The sequence below is a fragment of the Vibrio sp. QJM3NY_39 genome, assembly GCF_057785895.1.
Window position 1 is genome coordinate 1414566 of sequence record NZ_CM173505.1, and the last position, 17421, is coordinate 1431986.

At 44.1% G+C, this 17421-nt stretch carries 13 protein-coding genes; 9 read left to right on the forward strand and 4 right to left on the reverse strand.

Features of this window, described 5'->3' with window-relative positions; genetic code table 11:
- Positions 1–18: 18 nt before the first annotated feature.
- Together fdhD and AC3CHU_RS06405 are read left to right on the forward strand one after the other, a co-directional pair.
- On the forward strand, positions 19–849 hold the full coding sequence (gene fdhD, locus AC3CHU_RS06400) for a formate dehydrogenase accessory sulfurtransferase FdhD (RefSeq protein WP_488525259.1): 831 nt from the start codon (positions 19–21) through the stop codon (positions 847–849).
- A gap of 545 nt (positions 850–1394) precedes the next feature.
- Positions 1395–2537, forward strand: a complete 1143-nt coding sequence (locus AC3CHU_RS06405) for an amino acid permease (RefSeq protein ID WP_237299919.1) — start codon at positions 1395–1397, stop codon at positions 2535–2537.
- A gap of 468 nt (positions 2538–3005) precedes the next feature.
- Here the strand turns inward: AC3CHU_RS06405 and AC3CHU_RS06410 are convergent, their stop codons facing one another.
- The 3 genes from AC3CHU_RS06410 to AC3CHU_RS06420 form a co-directional block, all read right to left on the reverse strand.
- Positions 3006–4367, reverse strand: coding sequence for an L-serine ammonia-lyase (locus tag AC3CHU_RS06410; protein WP_054546558.1), 1362 nt, complete (start codon positions 4365–4367; stop codon positions 3006–3008).
- 120 nt (positions 4368–4487) lie between these two features.
- Entirely contained in the window at positions 4488–5741 is a 1254-nt protein-coding gene (locus tag AC3CHU_RS06415; RefSeq protein WP_004734718.1) for an aromatic amino acid transport family protein, read from the reverse strand.
- Between the two features lie 309 nt (positions 5742–6050).
- Complete coding sequence (locus AC3CHU_RS06420) at positions 6051–6650, reverse strand: CoA pyrophosphatase (protein WP_017080578.1); 600 nt, start codon at positions 6648–6650, stop codon at positions 6051–6053.
- A gap of 305 nt (positions 6651–6955) precedes the next feature.
- Between AC3CHU_RS06420 and AC3CHU_RS06425 the strand changes: the two genes are divergently transcribed.
- Together AC3CHU_RS06425 and AC3CHU_RS06430 are read left to right on the forward strand one after the other, a co-directional pair.
- A complete protein-coding gene (locus AC3CHU_RS06425) occupies positions 6956–7498 on the forward strand; it encodes a heme NO-binding domain-containing protein (RefSeq protein ID WP_017080579.1) in 543 nt (180 codons plus the stop codon).
- Between the two features lies 1 nt (position 7499).
- The gene (locus tag AC3CHU_RS06430) at positions 7500–9218 is read left to right on the forward strand and encodes an ATP-binding protein (protein WP_488518712.1); all 1719 of its coding nucleotides are present in this window, start codon (positions 7500–7502) and stop codon (positions 9216–9218) included.
- Between the two features lie 246 nt (positions 9219–9464).
- Here AC3CHU_RS06430 and pabB read toward each other — a convergent pair whose 3' ends face one another.
- Complete coding sequence (pabB, locus tag AC3CHU_RS06435; RefSeq protein WP_488525260.1) at positions 9465–10844, reverse strand: aminodeoxychorismate synthase component I; 1380 nt, start codon at positions 10842–10844, stop codon at positions 9465–9467.
- Between the two features lie 254 nt (positions 10845–11098).
- On the opposite strand from pabB, the gene AC3CHU_RS06440 reads away from it, so the two are divergent.
- From AC3CHU_RS06440 to tyrR, 5 genes are all read left to right on the forward strand, one after another.
- A complete protein-coding gene (locus AC3CHU_RS06440; RefSeq protein ID WP_488525261.1) occupies positions 11099–12616 on the forward strand; it encodes a fumarate hydratase in 1518 nt (505 codons plus the stop codon).
- Positions 12617–12779: 163 nt separating this feature from the next.
- Complete coding sequence (locus AC3CHU_RS06445; protein WP_004734731.1) at positions 12780–12965, forward strand: hypothetical protein; 186 nt, start codon at positions 12780–12782, stop codon at positions 12963–12965.
- Positions 12966–13186: 221 nt separating this feature from the next.
- Positions 13187–14560: a YcjX family GTP-binding protein gene (locus AC3CHU_RS06450; protein ID WP_054546554.1), complete on the forward strand. Its 1374-nt coding sequence runs from the start codon at positions 13187–13189 to the stop codon at positions 14558–14560.
- Positions 14561–14574: 14 nt separating this feature from the next.
- Entirely contained in the window at positions 14575–15627 is a 1053-nt protein-coding gene (locus tag AC3CHU_RS06455) for a YcjF family protein (RefSeq protein ID WP_488525262.1), read from the forward strand.
- Positions 15628–15875: 248 nt separating this feature from the next.
- Positions 15876–17420, forward strand: coding sequence for a transcriptional regulator TyrR (gene tyrR / locus AC3CHU_RS06460; RefSeq protein WP_017077872.1), 1545 nt, complete (start codon positions 15876–15878; stop codon positions 17418–17420).
- The last annotated feature ends 1 nt before the right edge of the window (position 17421 follow it).

Here is a 17421-nt window from a genome sequence, read left to right on the forward strand (position 1 = left end):
GTCTTTCCGGGTGATTTTATGAGATGTATAACTCAATCCTATATTGAACTGCCTGATTTTAATCAAGCGCCTCCACAGCCCAATGCCATGAGCTATCGAGAGCTTACGGGCTATAGCATGGTGGTGGATGCACCTCTGGCAAACGAATCTGCATTGGCGATCAGTTATAACGGGATCAGTCAGGCGGTTATGATGGTGACACCCGGTCACATGGAAGACTTTGTGCGCGGTTTTAGTTTAAGCACCGGTATCGTAAAAAAATTCAGTGAAATTCGTGATATTGAGATTGGTGGCAATGGTGAATCTCATTTCGCGCAAGTAGAAATCAGCAACCGTGCTTTTTGGGAAATGAAAACTCAGCGGCGTAACTTGGCTGGAACCACCGGCTGTGGTTTATGCGGTGTTGAGGCGCTTGAACAAGCACTTCCGGATTTGGTTCCATTGCCATCGTCATTACCACCCAGTCCACTGGTTTTTGAGGGGTTGAGAGGGCGAATTGCCGAACATCAAAAAGCAGCCAAAATATCCGGTGCTTTACATGTCGCTTTGTTTGCGAATTCGAAAGGTGAAATTTCACTTTGTCGTGAAGACATCGGCCGCCATAACGCACTGGATAAACTAATAGGAGCGATGGCTGTGAACGAGATCAACCCTAAGTTAGGGTTCGTGATTATGACGAGTCGTTGCAGTTTAGAGCTTATCCATAAAGCCGTGCGTGCTGAAATTGCAACCTTGGTTTGTTTGTCGGCTCCGACCTCATTGACGATTGAATGGGCAAGACGTAATCGCTTAAATCTGATTCACTTACCCAACAGCAGTCCACCTCGTTTATATAGCCCTGCGCCTTAATGTAATGTTTTCGTTTGGATAAAAAGAGAGACCATTGGGTCTCTCTTTGGTTTTTATTAATAATGATTATTGTTTTACGCGGTTTGGTGGTTAATTTCTGCTCAAACGGCTGTTTTGTTCAATTTAATAGCAGAAATTGTGGTTATAGCGTTGTGTTTCGAGACTCATTCGATAAGATAAAACGACCTCTAATGCTTAGGGGTAGGGCAGCAACGGATACGCTGCTTTAAATACTATGGAATGTGACTCAATTATTGGACACATACATGAAATTCAAGATTACATCGCCGATTATTGAACCTACGGAAGGTTCACCACATCAGTTAACGCTCACTCACGCTTCTCGTTTTACCTCTTTTAAGACAAGCTCCCCTTTGAACGCCCTGTTCGACAACGTCTCTGCACGCTTCTTTACCGTTTATCGCTCCTATTGTTATTCGTTTTATAACTCTATTTCTATCTGAACTCCTTTGTCATCCGCTCGATGTACGAAGACTCATATCTATAAAAACTAAACAAATAAGTTAAAAACAATGAATATTAAAATGATGGGTAGCTCCCTAATTATCGCTGGTACCGCTCTCGGTGCTGGTATGCTTGCGATCCCAATGGTATTAGCTCAATTCGGATTGCTTTACGGCACACTGCTGATGGTACTGATCTGCTTCGGTACGACTTACGCAGCATTATTACTTCTAGAAGCGACCATCAAAGCGGGTGGCGGTCTAGGACTAAACTCAATTGCCCGAAAAACCTTGGGTAAACAAGGCCAGTTACTGACTAACGGCTTGCTATACGCGCTATTGATTTGCCTATTGATGGCTTACATTTTAGGCGCAGGTGATTTACTGAGTAAGTTACTGTCTAACTTTGGCGTTGAACTCACCGCGACCACGAGCCAAGTCGTGTTTACGTTACTTGCTGGTGCTGTAGTCGCAAGTGGCACCGGTGTGATTGATAAACTCAACCGTGCACTGTTCTTCGTGATGCTTGCTAGCTTGTTCGTAACCATGGTGTTCTTAGCGCCGAGCATGACTCAAGAAAACTTGATGCAGGTAACCAGCCATGACCACGTTGATCTAATCAAAACCAGTGCCATCCTGTTTACGAGCTTTGGCTTTATGGTTGTGATTCCAACCTTGGTTTCTTACAACCACGAAGCGACAGACAAACAGCTGCGTAACATGGTGATCGTCGGTTCTCTGATCCCATTAGTGTGCTACTTGTGTTGGTTGTTTGCTGTGGTCGGTAACTTGAGTGAAGAGCAATTCAGAAGCTTCAAGAACGTATCAGATTTGATGGCGGCGTTTGAGGCTCAGTCTCCTTGGGTGGGTAACGTTCTGTCTACCTTCACTGGCTTGGCGTTGTTGACCTCTTTCTTTGGTGTAGCGATGGCGTTGTTCAACCAAAACAAAGACATGTTCAATCAAAATACAGCGGTAACGTACTGCATTAGCTTCATCTTACCGTTGGCGGGTTCACTGCTTGCTGCAGACAAGTTCCTACAAGTGCTGAACTACGCTGGAATCATCTTAGTGTTCTTGGCTGTTTTTGTTCCTCTGGTGATGGTTCATAAGCAACGCTTCATGAAAGTAGCGGAAGACAGATACAGCGCTGAAGGTGGCCGACCAATGATGCTTTTCTCATTGTTGTTTGGTTGCTTCTTACTTATCTCACAAGTGATTTAGCAAAACAATTTGGTCGGTTGAATAATTAGGGCGTGTTGACCTTTCGTGGTTAAATTTTGTTCGAAATAAAAACGTTTTAATCGCGGCGAGGGGGAAGTAGCCTAGCACTCTAAGCAAATCCCCCTCAACAAAGAGTAAAACGCTTTTAGCCGAACCCTTCGGGCAGCGTTTGCTGGCCATTTCAACTACGTTATCGGCTTCTCATGTAGGCTAGCTACACATCGACGCCTCTGCCTTGTATAAATCCCCAGCAACTCGCTGCAAAAATCAGCTCGAAAGATCAACACGCCCTAGTCACTAAGTTTCAGCTACAAAAGCTTTAGATACAAAAAAAGGAACGCATTGGCGTTCCTTTTTATTATCTGCTCATTAAAAGCAGACTGAGTTAAGTGTTGGCTTGTTAACTGATGCTGGCCAATAAATTAATACGGACTAGCAAGCCAATGTTAACTAACAAACGAATGCTAATTAACAAACAACCTTAACAGCCAAACCACCTTGAGAAGTCTCACGGTATTTAGCGTTCATGTCTTTACCGGTTTCTAGCATTGTTTCGATAACTTTATCTAGAGAAACAGTAGGAGCAGAAGAGCGACGAAGTGCCATACGAGTTGAGTTGATTGCTTTCACTGCAGCAATACCGTTACGCTCGATACATGGTACTTGTACTTGGCCTGCAACTGGGTCACACGTTAGACCTAGGTTGTGCTCCATGCCGATTTCTGCAGCCATACATACTTGCTCAGGGCTACCACCCATAAGCTCAGCAAGACCAGCTGCAGCCATAGAACATGCTACGCCAACTTCACCCTGACAGCCAACTTCAGCGCCAGAGATAGAAGCGTTACGCTTGTAAAGACCACCGATCGCACCAGAAGCTGCGAAGTAACGGATGTAGTCTTTCTCAGTTACTGTTTGAATGAACTTATCGTAGTAAGCCAATACCGCAGGGATAATGCCACACGCGCCGTTTGTCGGTGCTGTTACTACACGACCGCCAGCAGCGTTTTCTTCATTTACGGCGAACGCAAACATGTTCACCCAATCAACAACCGTCATTGGATCGTTGGTTGTTTTTTCTGAAGTAATCAGAAGTTGGCGAAGTGAAGCTGCACGACGAGGAACACGCAGTGGACCAGGCAAGATACCTTCAGTATTCATACCGCGATCCATACACTCACGCATCGTTCTCCAGATGTTAGCGAAGTAAGTGCGAGACTCTTCATCTGAGTGGAAAGCCGCTTGGTTTTTCATAACCAGTGTACTGATAGAAAGACCGCTTTCTTTACACTGATTAACCAGCTCTTCAGCTGTTGTGAATTCGTATGGTGCTTTAATTGGGTTTTCTTCTTCTTTGCCGAAGCTCTCTTCGTCAACGATGAAACCGCCACCAATTGAGTAGTACGTTTTTGAGTAAGCTACTTCGTCATCAACCCAAGCATGAATGCTCATGCCATTCTCGTGTAGAGAAAGGTTCGAAGTATGGAAATTCATTCCGCCATCTTTCGGGAACGAAACAGTATGACAGTGCATACCAACAGGTAGACGTTCAGTTTCTTCTACGCGAGCAATGAAACCTGCGATAGAGTCGATATCCACTTTCTCAGGAGTATTGCCAGCAAGACCCATGATGATTGCGATATCTGTGTGGTGACCTTTCCCTGTCAGTGATAGTGATCCATATACGTCCACGGTGATTTTAGTGATGTCGCGCAATTTTCCCATTGAACGTAGGTCATCAATAAACTCTTTACCCGCTTTCATTGGTCCAACTGTGTGTGAGCTCGATGGACCAACACCGATTTTATAGATATCAAATACACTAATCATAGCGATTACCTCAAAAAGAGAGCCTCCCAAGGGGAGTAGGGAGGCTCATTTATTATCATTATATTTTTTGTCTAATCTCGCGATATAAGATGGATGCCATCTTATAAAAAAGGCTTGAGATTAAAGAGCGCCGTAGATTACAGAACTAATAGCCGCTAGACCACATAAAGCTGTAAAGATTTGCACAGGTGCTGAAGTTTTGTACTTAGCCATTGCTGGTACTTTCTGCATCGCGAATACAGGCATCAGGAACAGGATAGCTGCAATCATTGGAGCACCCATTGTTTCAATCATACCTAGGATGCTTGGGTTAACTACCGCAACAATCCAAGTTGTAACAACGATGAACGCTAGAGATGCTTTCTCAATCGTGCTGATTGAAGAACCAGAGCGAGATTTGATTAGACCAACAAGACCTTCATGAGCACCTAGGAAGTGACCGAAGTAGCTAGAAGTAATCGCTGCGAACGCTACTAGAGGACCCATGTAAGAGATAAGTGGAGACTCGTGAACGTTGGCTAGGTAAGAAAGTACAGAGATGTTTTGCGCTTGTGCTGTAGCTAGTTGCTCTGGAGATAGAGAAAGCACTACAGAGAATACGAAGAACATTACAAAACCCATCAGCATCATTGCTGCGCCACCAGTGATCGCGTCAGTTTTCTTAACTGCGTCTTCACCGTATACACGACGTTGCTCTTTAGAGAACTGTGAAATGATTGGGCTGTGGTTGAAAGAGAACACGATGATTGGAATCGCAAGCCAGATAATAGAAGGCATTGAAGACCATTCTGGGCTTGTTTCCATCATTGAAGTGTTCCATTCAGGAACTAGGTAGAAAGACAGCGCTAGTAGGACGAATACTAGTGGGTAAACCATTGCTGAAGTTGCTTTAAGCATCAGTTCTTTACCGAATACAACACCTGCTGTCATAGCAAGGATCAGTGCACCAGAAAGAAGAGGACGTGGAATAGATTCCATACCCATTTGGTTTACTAGGAAAGAATCAACCGTGTTTGTGATACCAACACCGTAGATAAGAACGATTGGGTAGATAGCGAAAAAGTAAGCAAAAGTAATAATGTTTGCGCCAGTCTTACCGAAGTGCTCTTCAACTGTGTCTGTAATATCAGCTTCAGGGTTTTTAGCAGACAGTACGAAACGAGCTAGAGATTTGTGTGCGAACCAAGTCATTGGTGCCGCGATTAGAGCTAGGATAACTAATGGCCAAAAACCACCCGCACCAGCTTTGATTGGAAGGAATAGTACGCCAGCACCAACTGCTGTACCGAATAGTGATAAACACCAGGTAAAATCTTTGTAGTTAAACTTGCTTGAATCTTTAACGGCATTTGCCGAAGAAGTTGTTGTGTTCATGTTAAATTACTCATTTTTTGGGAACAGGAAATAAGTTGGGGCTAATTCTGCAGAATTTTCTTCTGCAAAAAATAGATCTAAATCATGTAATGAAACGGCGTGTCACATGATATGCGAAAAACGGATTTTTGATCACGAAATTGGCGTGCTACAGGTGATTTATGCTCATGCTAGGTATTAGTTTTTATTATGTGAAAGGTGGGGTTGTTCAGATTTATACCAAGAAAACGTTTGCGTAAAATTGCATTAATAAATCTGTTCTATAGAAAGGCTGGATTTTGTTAACAGAGATTAAACAAAACGTAGTTGCTATGTAATTTGTTGCACTACATGTCGCTGCAGAGATTGGATGATTTGAGCTGTAACGCCCCAAATTAGGTGCTCTTCGAAGGGCATCGCAAAAACACGATGCTTGATTTGTTTAACGTTAACTGTGTGGCTGTGTAACTTTGCTTGGTCTAAAACATAGGTGGCAGGCACCTCAAAAATCGAGGCCACTTCGTTCTCATCGATGATGGCTTCATAGTCAGGATCGACCATTGCAACAATCGGTGTCACAGAAAATTTACTAATAGTACTCAATGCAGGTAATTGGCCAACAATTTTAACTTGATCCGATCGAATTCCCACCTCTTCGTGGAGTTCTCTAAGTGCAGTGAATTGCATAGAGGGGTCGGAAAGTTCGTGTTTTCCTCCAGGAAAGCTGACTTGGCCTGGATGATGCTTTAAATGAGCGGCTCTTTTAGTAAAAATGACATGTAAACCATCTTCTCGTTCCACTAAACCGACCACCACTGCCGCTTTGCGCAATTGATCGCCACTGATATGCGAAACACGCTCTACAGATTCAGGATGATAGCCAACCGTAGGGTTAAGCTGGAACTGTTGAAGGAAGTTTTCTTTATTCATATCAAGCCAATATATTGATTATTATGATTTTAAGTATAGGCATAACCGTGGGCTGATTACCAATTTTGAGTTTGTCTTCATTTACTTACCCTTAGTTCAGTCATTAACTAAGCATAATAAAGGGGAGGGGGCAGTTACTCATCTCCTCAAACGAGGGGTTTTGCTATATTCAATATTTGTACATTTCCGAGTAAGCGTTACCCATGTCATAAAATTAGGTGATGAAACGTAGTTTTTTTGTTTAAGAATTTGATAACAATAACTTAGTAGACCATTCTAAAAAGAAATAGAAGAAAAGGTATGAAATGAAAGGAATCATATTCACCGAATTTTTAGAGCTTGTTGAAGACAAGTTTGGGCTAGAGCTTTTGGAAGAAGTTTTAGAGATGTCAGAAGACGAAGGGATCTACACGTCGGTCGGAAGCTATGACCACAAAGACCTTGTCAGGTTGATTATCAACTTGAGTAAGAAAACCGATATTGATGCAGCCAGTTTACAGCGTGTTTTTGGGCAGTCAGTCTTTAAGAACTTATTGGCCTCATTGCCTAATAAAGCGAGCCTTGCCCATAGCACGACCACCTTTCAATTTATCCAACACGTAGAGCGCTATATTCACGTTGAAGTGAAGAAGCTCTATCCGGATGCGGAGCCGCCTGAATTCAGCTTTATTACCACGACTGAAGCACAGCTTGTTTTTGACTATAAAAGCGCAAGGTGCATGTCTCACGTTTGCTTAGGGCTTATTGAAGGGTGTGCTGAATACCACGGTGAATCTATCGCGGTTGAAATGACGCCGCAAAATGATGACCAAAGCGTGGTTAGGTTTAATCTCAAAGTAGAAAAGTGATATGGATCCGGCATCTGCCATAGAGAAGAAACTTAAGCGTCAAATCGCGGCCAGGAAAGCGGCTGAAGTGTTGTTGGAACAAAAGAGCCTCGAACTGTTTGAGGCTAACCAACAGCTTGAACTTGCTCTGCGTCAGTTAGAAAAGCGCTCCAATGCGAATATACGTCGTATTGAATTCCAAGAACAAATCGACAACTTGTTGATTGATTTCGGGCGAGCGTTCCTTAGAAATGATCTCGATGACGTCATGTTGTCACAATTGACGATGAATGTGACCAACAGTTACTTGATCGAAGCCAGTCGTTTGATTTTGCCTCCCAAGCTGATTCCTCAGTTACATACCTATGACTATGGTGACGAAGCCGTCGAGGTGATAGAGCAATACATTCAAGAACCTCATTGGCAAGGCAACTTGCTAACGGTGCCATTAGAGATCGAAAAGGTCATAGTCGGTGCGTTAATCGTGAAGGTCAGGTTGTTAGACCAAGACTACGAATTCATTCAAAGCCAACTATTGTTAGTGACTGACCTTATCTGCAGTGCATTAACTCATCAGCTTGCTATCAATCGAAATGTTGAGTCACGTAAACGAGCGGAAGAGTCCGAGAGGGCAACGCGCGACTTTGTGGCCATGATTAACCATGAATTAAGAACTCCGCTTAATGGTTTGCTAGGTAGTGCAGAATTGATCAGCGATACCGAACTCAGCAGTTCTCAGCGTGAAATAGTGAATAACCTGAGCCAATCTGGAGAGTTTCTCAGAACCATCATTAATGATTTGCTTGATTTCAGCAAAATCAATGCAGGGATGTTGGATCTTATTCCCAAGAAATTTGCGTTGCATGATTTGAGAAATACGATTGAAAGTATCTTCGTCAATCGCGCGATTGAGAAGCAGATCGAATTTAATATCAGTGTCGCATCTAACGTACCTTCTCATTTCCAAGGCGATTTAGAACGTATCACGCAACTGTTTGTAAACTTAATCGGTAATGCGATCAAATTTACAGAAGAGGGGCACGTCAATGTCGATATTGAGTGGGACAAAAACCAGTTTGTTTTCTCAGTGGAAGATACTGGGGTAGGCATTGCCGAATCTGCACATAAGACGCTGTTTGAACCTTTTACTCAGGCGGATAACTCAAGTAGCCGAAACTACGAGGGCACTGGGCTTGGGTTAGCGATTTGTCGCAAGCTGGTGGCTTTGATGAATGGCGATATTGGGGTGACCAGTATTGTTGGATCAGGTACTACGTTTACCATTTCGATTCCTCTTCAGGTTGTCGACGTACCAGCAGAGAGCGATAGTGTCGCCAAAGGTTTTGAATCTGAAGTCGAATTGTCACTGCTTGAAGTGCTCGTAGTTGATGATATTAAGATGAACCAGATCATCATCCAACAAATGTTACGTAAACATGAGATTGAACCTGTTATTGCAAGTAACGGTGTAGAAGGACTCGAGCTAGCCTCAAATAATGACTACGACATTGTGTTCATGGATTGCAGAATGCCAGTTATGGACGGCTTTGAAGCGACAGAGAAGCTAAGAAAGAAAGGGTATTCGAAGTCTATAGTTGCACTGACTGCCGGAACGACGCTTGAAGAGCGGGAACGCTGTATTCAATGTGGAATGGATGACATTCTTAGTAAGCCTTATACGGCCAACGACCTTAAAGAGATGCTCAAGAAGTGGGGTGTTACGCCTGCGAAAGTAACTTAGAGCTTGTTAGCTAAAGTAACTTAGAGTTTGTTAACTAAAGTAGCTTAGAGTTTTTTAACTAAGGTAACCTAAAGATTGTTAATTAAGCATCGCTAGTCAGAAGTGGTCATTCACACGCTCTGGCTCAGAGACTAAAAAAACCGAAGTGATCTTACGATCCTTCGGTTTCTTTTTATTTCGGTTTCTTCTTATATAGAGCTTTTACTGGCCGTTAAGCAGCGAAACTGTCAGTTAATGACGTTATGCTTAGCATTCTTCAAGCACAGGCAGAATGCGACTCAGCTTATCGAGCGTCTCTTGGTATTCAGAGGCACAGTCACTATCGAACACCACACCGCCGCCAGCCCACGCATAGAGCGTGTTGTTTTCAGCAACTAACGTACGAATGGTAATGCTGGTATCCATTCTGCCATTTCGACTGATGTAGCCGATACTGCCGCAATAAGCGGAGCGTCGATGGGGTTCTAACTCTTCAATGATCTGCATTGCTCGCACTTTTGGTGCGCCAGTAATCGAACCGCCGGGGAAACAAGCTCTCAATAAGTCAGTTGCTGAATATTGAGAATCTAGATCGGCTCTGATTGTACTTACTAAGTGATGCACAGCAGGGAAGCTTTCGATATCAAACAGTTTAGGGACGTGAACCGTACCAGGTTTCGCGACTCGGCCAATATCATTACGCAGTAGGTCAACGATCATTAGGTTTTCGGCCTGATCCTTCTCTGCACTCATCAAGTCTTGAGCATGGGCATCATCAATTTCACGATCATCAGAACGAGGGCGTGTGCCTTTGATCGGTTTTGTTTCTATGGTGCCACTATTGAGCTCTAAGAATCGTTCTGGCGAGACACTTAAGATCGCTGAGTGTTCAAGACGAATAAAGCCGGAAAACGGTGCCGAATTATATTGCTCTAACTTTTCATAAGCGAGCCATTCACTGCCTTGATATTGGGCATTGAAACGCTGAGCCAAGTTAATCTGATAGCAATCGCCGGATAACAGGTACTCTTGAACACTATCGAACTTGTTCGCATAGCTATCTTGACTCATGTTGGATTGCCATGGTGTCGTTAATCCAAAGGCAGGTTGGATTACTGCATTGTGCTTTGACTGCGAGGTTAACCAATCGAGATGTGAATCAATATTTTGGCCGACAATACATGCCGTCTTCAGTTTGTGATCAACGACAATGGCCCATTCATATAAGCCAACCGCCATGTCAGGAGCTTCAATATCACGCTGCGCTAGAGAAGGTAATGTCTCAACACGTCGACCTAAATCGTAGCTGAAATAACCCAACGCACCACCGACGAATGGTAATTCGCTGTGTTCCGTTGTCGTTGGTAATAATTGCTGTTGATATTGGTCGAGTAGTTCGAAAGGATCCGACGTTGAAACCTCGCACTCTTCATTAACATTAACGGTCGTTTCTGCGCCGATAGTTTCGAAGGTGGCGATGGGTTGAGCAACTAAAATGTCGTATCGACTATCAACGTGGCTTTCTGAAGCAGAGCGTAATAGCATTGCCCACGGCATACTTTCAATATGAGAAAACAGCTGTTTAGCTAAAGTTGATTGATATTCAAGCGGCTTGATTTGGATAGAGCGAAATTCGTTGTTATTCATTTGTTTAATTTGTGACAAAGAGTTCGATCACTGCATGGCGTGTGAGAGGAAGCAAGAGTATCATAAATTGAAAATAAAATGGGTTCTTGATTAGAACGGTGCAAACCAAATGGTTTAGTTTAAAGCTATGCAAGCGATTGCTAAAGCAACTAAATACAGCTCAACATAATAAAAAGCTAAGCCAACTAACCCGGTTAGACAAAAACAGTCAAACCAAGACCCCACATGGAACCAGAACAATAAAGAGGCATGCAATGACGGTTATTCGTAAGCAAGATGTGATCAGCAGTGTCGCTGACGCACTTCAGTACATTTCTTATTATCACCCTTTAGATTTTGTCCAAGCCCTAGAAAAAGCGTATGAGAAAGAAGAGAGCCAAGCAGCAAAAGATGCTATCGCTCAGATTCTGATTAACTCGCGCATGTCTGCGGAAGGTCATCGTCCAATTTGTCAGGATACGGGTATTGTTACTTGTTTCGTGAACATCGGTATGGATGTTAGGTGGGAAACGGATCAAACAGTACAGCAGATGGTTGATGAAGGCGTTCGTCAAGCTTACAACAATCCAGATAACCCATTGCGTGCATCTGTCCTAATGGACCCTGCAGGTAAGCGTATTAATACAAAAGACAACACACCAGCGGTTGTTCACATTAATATGGTTCCAGGTAATAAAGTTGAAATTCAAATCGCGGCTAAAGGCGGCGGTTCTGAGAACAAAACCAAGATGGTCATGCTAAATCCTTCTGATGACATTGCAGAGTGGGTAGAGAAAACGCTGCCAACGATGGGTGCTGGTTGGTGTCCACCGGGCATGCTAGGTATAGGCATTGGCGGTACAGCTGAAAAAGCAGCGGTACTAGCGAAAGAATCTCTGATGGAACACATCGACATCCAAGATCTTATCGACAAAGGTCCAGAGAACGCTGAAGAAGAGCTTCGTTTAGACATCTTCAACCGTGTAAACAAACTGGGTATCGGTGCTCAAGGTCTTGGCGGTCTAACGACTGTGGTTGACGTTAAAATCAAAACAGCGCCTACGCATGCAGCCTCTAAGCCTGTTTGCTTGATCCCGAACTGTGCAGCAACGCGTCACGTTCACTTCACGTTAGACGGCAGCGGCCCTGCAGAGCTGACACCACCTAAGTTAGAAGAGTGGCCAGACATTACTTGGGAAGCTGGCGCGAATACACGCCGTGTTAACCTTGATGAAATTACCAAAGAAGACGTTCAAGAGTGGAAGACTGGCGAAACGGTTCTTCTATCAGGCAAGATATTAACCGGTCGTGATGCTGCTCATAAGCGTATTCAAGGCATGCTTGAAAGTGGTGAAGGTTTACCAGAAGGCGTCGACCTGAAAGGTAAGTTCATTTACTACGTAGGCCCTGTTGATGCGGTACGCGATGAGGCGGTAGGCCCTGCTGGCCCAACAACATCGACTCGTATGGATAAGTTCACTGACATGATGCTAGAAGAAACCGGCATTATGGGCATGATTGGTAAAGCAGAACGTGGCCCTGCAACGGTAGAGTCAATCAAACAACATAAATCGGTTTACCTGATGGCGGTTGGCGGTGCAGCTTATTTAGTCGCGAAAGCAATTAAAAAAGCACGCGTGGTTGCGTTTGAAGATCTCGGTATGGAAGCGATTTACGAGTTTGAAGTTGAAGACATGCCGGTAACGGTCGCGGTTGACTCTAACGGCGTGAACGCGCACCAGATCGGCCCTGATACGTGGAAAGTGAAAATTGCTGAAGCTGAAAAAGTATAATTTACCGAAGTCAAAAGTCGTAACAGGCGCTAGCTTCAGCGTTTGAATTGCAATTCTTGACAGAAAGTTGAAGACAAAAGTGCAGCATTATTTGCACTTTTGTCTTATTATCAATGATATAGTGATAAACACATAGTTTGATATAAGAACATAGGAGAGAGGAATGCCTCGTTTTATTCAGATCCTACAGATTATCTTGGCAGTGGTGATTGGTGCTTTTGTTGGTTACGACCTGATCTTGAAAGGGATCAGTATCTTTGATAATAAATACGTGACAATTACTTGTGCGCTTTGGCTAATTGCAGAGATTGCGCTGTTTGTTATCTACAAGTTGATTGAAGACGATTAAACGTCGGATATCGCAGAAAAATTCTAAAGCCCCTGATTATGAATGTAGTCAGGGGCTTTTATTCATCTAGCATTAAGAATGTGTAGTGCATACTTATCACCATAAGCAAAAACATCAGTATTTAAGATATTCCGATTGGAATAAATAAGTAGGCTATTTTTCCAAATGATTGCGCTCTTGGTGAGTCAGCAATCCAGCCTAACTATCACGGAGTCGTTCAAATGAAACACCTAACTCAAGAAATGAGTGACTTTATAAGCAGAGGAACGGATTCTCACATTCGAGTAGCGGTCACGGGGCTTTCTCGTGCGGGTAAGACAGCATTCATTACTTCGCTGGTTAATCAGCTGCTTCATACGTCTACCCACAAAAACCTGCCTCTACTTGCATCGGCGAGAGACGGGAGAATTATTGGCGCTAAGCGCATTCCTCAACACAACATGATGATCCCACGCTTCTCTTATGATGAAGCGATGGAATCTTTGAATGCGCAGCCACCAGAATGGCCAGTGCCGACGCGCGATGTCAGTGAGATTCGTCTAGCAATCAAATATAAGCCAGCCAAAGGCGCAAAGAAGCTGCTGAGCAAAAACAGCACCCTTTATCTCGATATTGTTGATTATCCGGGAGAGTGGCTACTTGATTTACCTTTGCTGGATATGGATTTTGATACTTGGAGTCAGTCTCAATTTGCAGCACTAAAAGGCGATAGAGAAACCTACTCGCAACAGTGGAACGCAATGCGTGGTGACGTTGACTTGTTAGCCGAAGCAGACGAAAAGAAACTGGTCGCTATTGCCGATAGCTATACTCAGTATCTTCATACTTGTAAGGATAACGGGTTGCACTGGGTGCAGCCGGGTCGATTCGTATTGCCGGGTGAGCTTGAAGGTGCGCCTGTACTGCAATTTTTTCCGTGCACTGCACCTGAGGGCAAGTTCTCAAAAACAAGTAACTATGCGGTTTTAAAAGCGCGTTATGAAGAGTATCAACAAAAGGTCGTAAAAGCGTTTTACAAGAATCACTTCGCGACGTTCGACAGACAAATCGTGCTGGTGGATTGCTTACAGCCGCTCAATGCGGGCTATGACTCTTTCATGGATATGCGTGGCGCATTAGAGCAGCTATTAAAGAGCTTTAAGTACGGGCGAAGCAATATCTTAAGACGCTTATTCGCGCCGAAGATCGACAAGATCTTGTTTGCAGCCACCAAGGCTGACCACGTGACACCGGATCAACACCCGAACTTGGTATCGCTGTTACAACAGATGGTGCATCCTGCTTGGCAACAGGCGGCGTTTGAACACATCGACATGAGCTGCATGAGTATCGCGTCTATTCAAGCGACGAGTGCGGGTTATATCTCGTCAGGTTCAGACAATGTCCCCGCATTGCAAGGTGTGACTTTAGATAACGTACCTCAGACCATGTATCCGGGAGAGGTACCGCGTAAACTGCCAAACAAACAGTATTGGGAAACCAACCAGTTTGATTTCACAAGCTTTAGGCCGATTGAACAGCACTCTGACGAGCCTTGTCAGCATCTGAGAGTCGACAAGGTTTTAGAGTATCTCATTGGCGACAAGTTGAAGTAATTGAGGCAATCAAAATGAGTGAATTAAAAACAAAACAGGTCTTTGATGAACCTTTGAAGACCTCATTCGATGAGCCGGATAAGAATGAAGTTAACCCAGACTTGGGTGCTCAAAAACTGTTTACCGAACAAGAAAAGTTTGTGCCCGTTACACCACAAGTAGAAACCGATCTTGATGGTGATGCTGAGCAACAATTGGAACAAGTGATTCGACCGAGCAAAAAGAAGAAGTGGTTTGGAACTGGCTTGTTAGTCGCTTTCTCCGGTTTAGTCGGTTGGCAAGCAATTGACTCTGTCATTACCGCGATTCAAACAGCAGACTGGCTCGCGTTAGGTTGGGCCGGCTTTATTGCTGCCATTGCTTCATTAGGCTTGGGTGCAATAGGCAAAGAGCTGTGGAAGTTACGCTCATTGAAAGATCATTTCAGTGTGCAAGAGCAGAGTGAAGAGCTACTGCAAAGCCAAAGTGTCGGTAAAGGCAAAGCGTTCTGTGAACACATTGCGAAGCAGGGCGGTATTGTCGCTGAATCACCCGCTTATGATAAATGGCGAAACAGCATTAACCCTGCGCACAGCGATGCTGAAGTCTTGGATATGTATGATGCACTCGTTGTTGCCCAACAAGATAAAGTGGCGACTCAAATTGTCACTAAGTTCTCGACCGAATCGGCCGCTTTGGTTGCTGTGAGCCCATTGGCGGCTGCCGATATGTTGCTGGTGGCGTGGCGCAATTTCACCATGATAGACAAGCTTGCTGATGTGTATGGCATTGAGCTTGGTTACTGGTCGCGTATTAAGTTGTTCAAGTTGGTGTTGATCAACATGGCAGCGGCAGGTGCTAGTGAACTCGCGATAGACGCGAGTATGGACCTCGTCTCGATGGATCTTGCAGGCAAGGTTTCGGCTCGAGCAGGGCAGGGGCTAGGTGTCGGTATTCTCACTGCGAGACTGGGTTTAAAAGCCATGACATTGCTGCGTCCTATGCCTTGGCATAATGAGCGAAAAGTAAAATTATCTGACCTTCGTAAAGCCGTCCTTTCTGAAATAAAGCGCATTACTTTGAAATAAGAGCGCACCGGTTTGAAATAAATGCGCATTACGTTGAAACAAGAACGCACTGGTTTGAAGTAAAAGCGTATAGCTTTGAAATACAGAGTCCGAAATTTGTTCATCTGTAATGGTCAACAAATTCCAGACACTGGCTTAAGTCGTTTGGTGAAGAAGAGTAAACATATGTTTACTCTTCTTCTTGACTGAACTCAGAGCTTAATCCACACTACTGTCAACTTATCCTGACACCTATAATAGGACTATTTGTGCGTCTTGAAGTATTGTGTGAAGACAGACTCGGCTTAACGCGTGAGTTGCTCGATATCTTGGCCTCAAAAAGCATTGATTTAAGAGGAATCGAAATTGATGTTAAAGGCATTATTTACTTAAACTGTCCTGATATCAATTTTGATGCTTTTAGTGAACTTATGGCTGAAATTCGCCGAATTTCAGGTGTGAAGGATGTACGTAAAATCCAATTTATGCCAAGCGAAAGGCATAACACAGAGTTGATTGCTCTGCTGGCAAACCTACCTGACCCTGTGATAGCGATTGACCTTAAAGGCTCAATCGATATGGCAAACCACGCTGCATTGAACCTCTTTAATAAGCAAGAAGACGAAGTGATCGGTGAGCCGCTAGCGACGTTCGTTCCTAGCTTTAACTTCGCTCGTTGGATTGAAGGCGATGTAACGCGCCATCGTGAAGTTGTGGTGTTAGATGGTTTAGATTTCTCTATTGAGATCCTGCCGATTTACCTTGGTGGTGATGTGAACGAAGCGGTACTGGCTAGCGCGGTAATGACAATTCGTTCTTGCAACCAAGAGATGAACACGCCAGACGCAATCCCTGAACAGAATAACCTAGGTTTTGAACACTTTGTTGGTGTCTCTAATCGCCATAAAGCCTTGATCAGCCAAGCTAAGAAACTGGCTATGCTGGATCAACCTCTGCTTATTGAAGGGGACACTGGTACGGGCAAAGAGATGCTGGCTAAAGCGTGTCATAACCGTTCGAACCGAGCGTCATTCCCATTCTTGATTCTAAGCTGTGCATCGATGCCTGATGACGTAGCGGAAACGGAATTGTTTGGTCATGCTCCGGGTTCATTCAATCATGAACAAGGTCATAAAGGCATTTTCGAACAAGCGAATGGCGGTACGGTATTTTTAGATGAAATTGGCGAGATGAGCCCACATCTACAAATCAAACTGCTGCGTTTCCTACAAGATGGTTCATTTCGTCGTGTTGGTGAAGAAGAAGAGATGCACGCGGATGTTCGTATTATCGCATCAACGCGCCATCGTCTTTCTGAATTAGCCGACTCAGGTTCGTTCCGTGAAGATCTGTTCTACCGCTTGAACGTGCTGACTTTATCGATTCCTGCTTTGCGTGAACGTTCAAACGATGTTGCCCCATTACTGGAGCTATTCGTTGCAAAGTACGCACAGCAATTAGGTATGTTGAAACCAAAGCTGACTCAAGAACTAATCGACCAATTAGGTAACTACCAATGGCCGGGCAACATTCGTCAGTTAGACAATATGGTTTTACGTGCACTAACAGAGTTGGATTCAGATACTTTAACGGTTGAGCAATTCCACCTGCCACAGCTTGAAACCATGACTGCTGGAATGGCGAACTTGAGCTTAGACGGCTCGCTTGACGAGATCATGAAAGACTATGAATCTCAGATTCTAGAGAAGCTCTACCAGTCTTTCCCATCAAGCCGTAAGCTTGCAAAACGTTTGAATGTATCTCACACCTCAATTGCGAATAAGCTTCGTGATTACGGTATTAGAAAGAACTGAT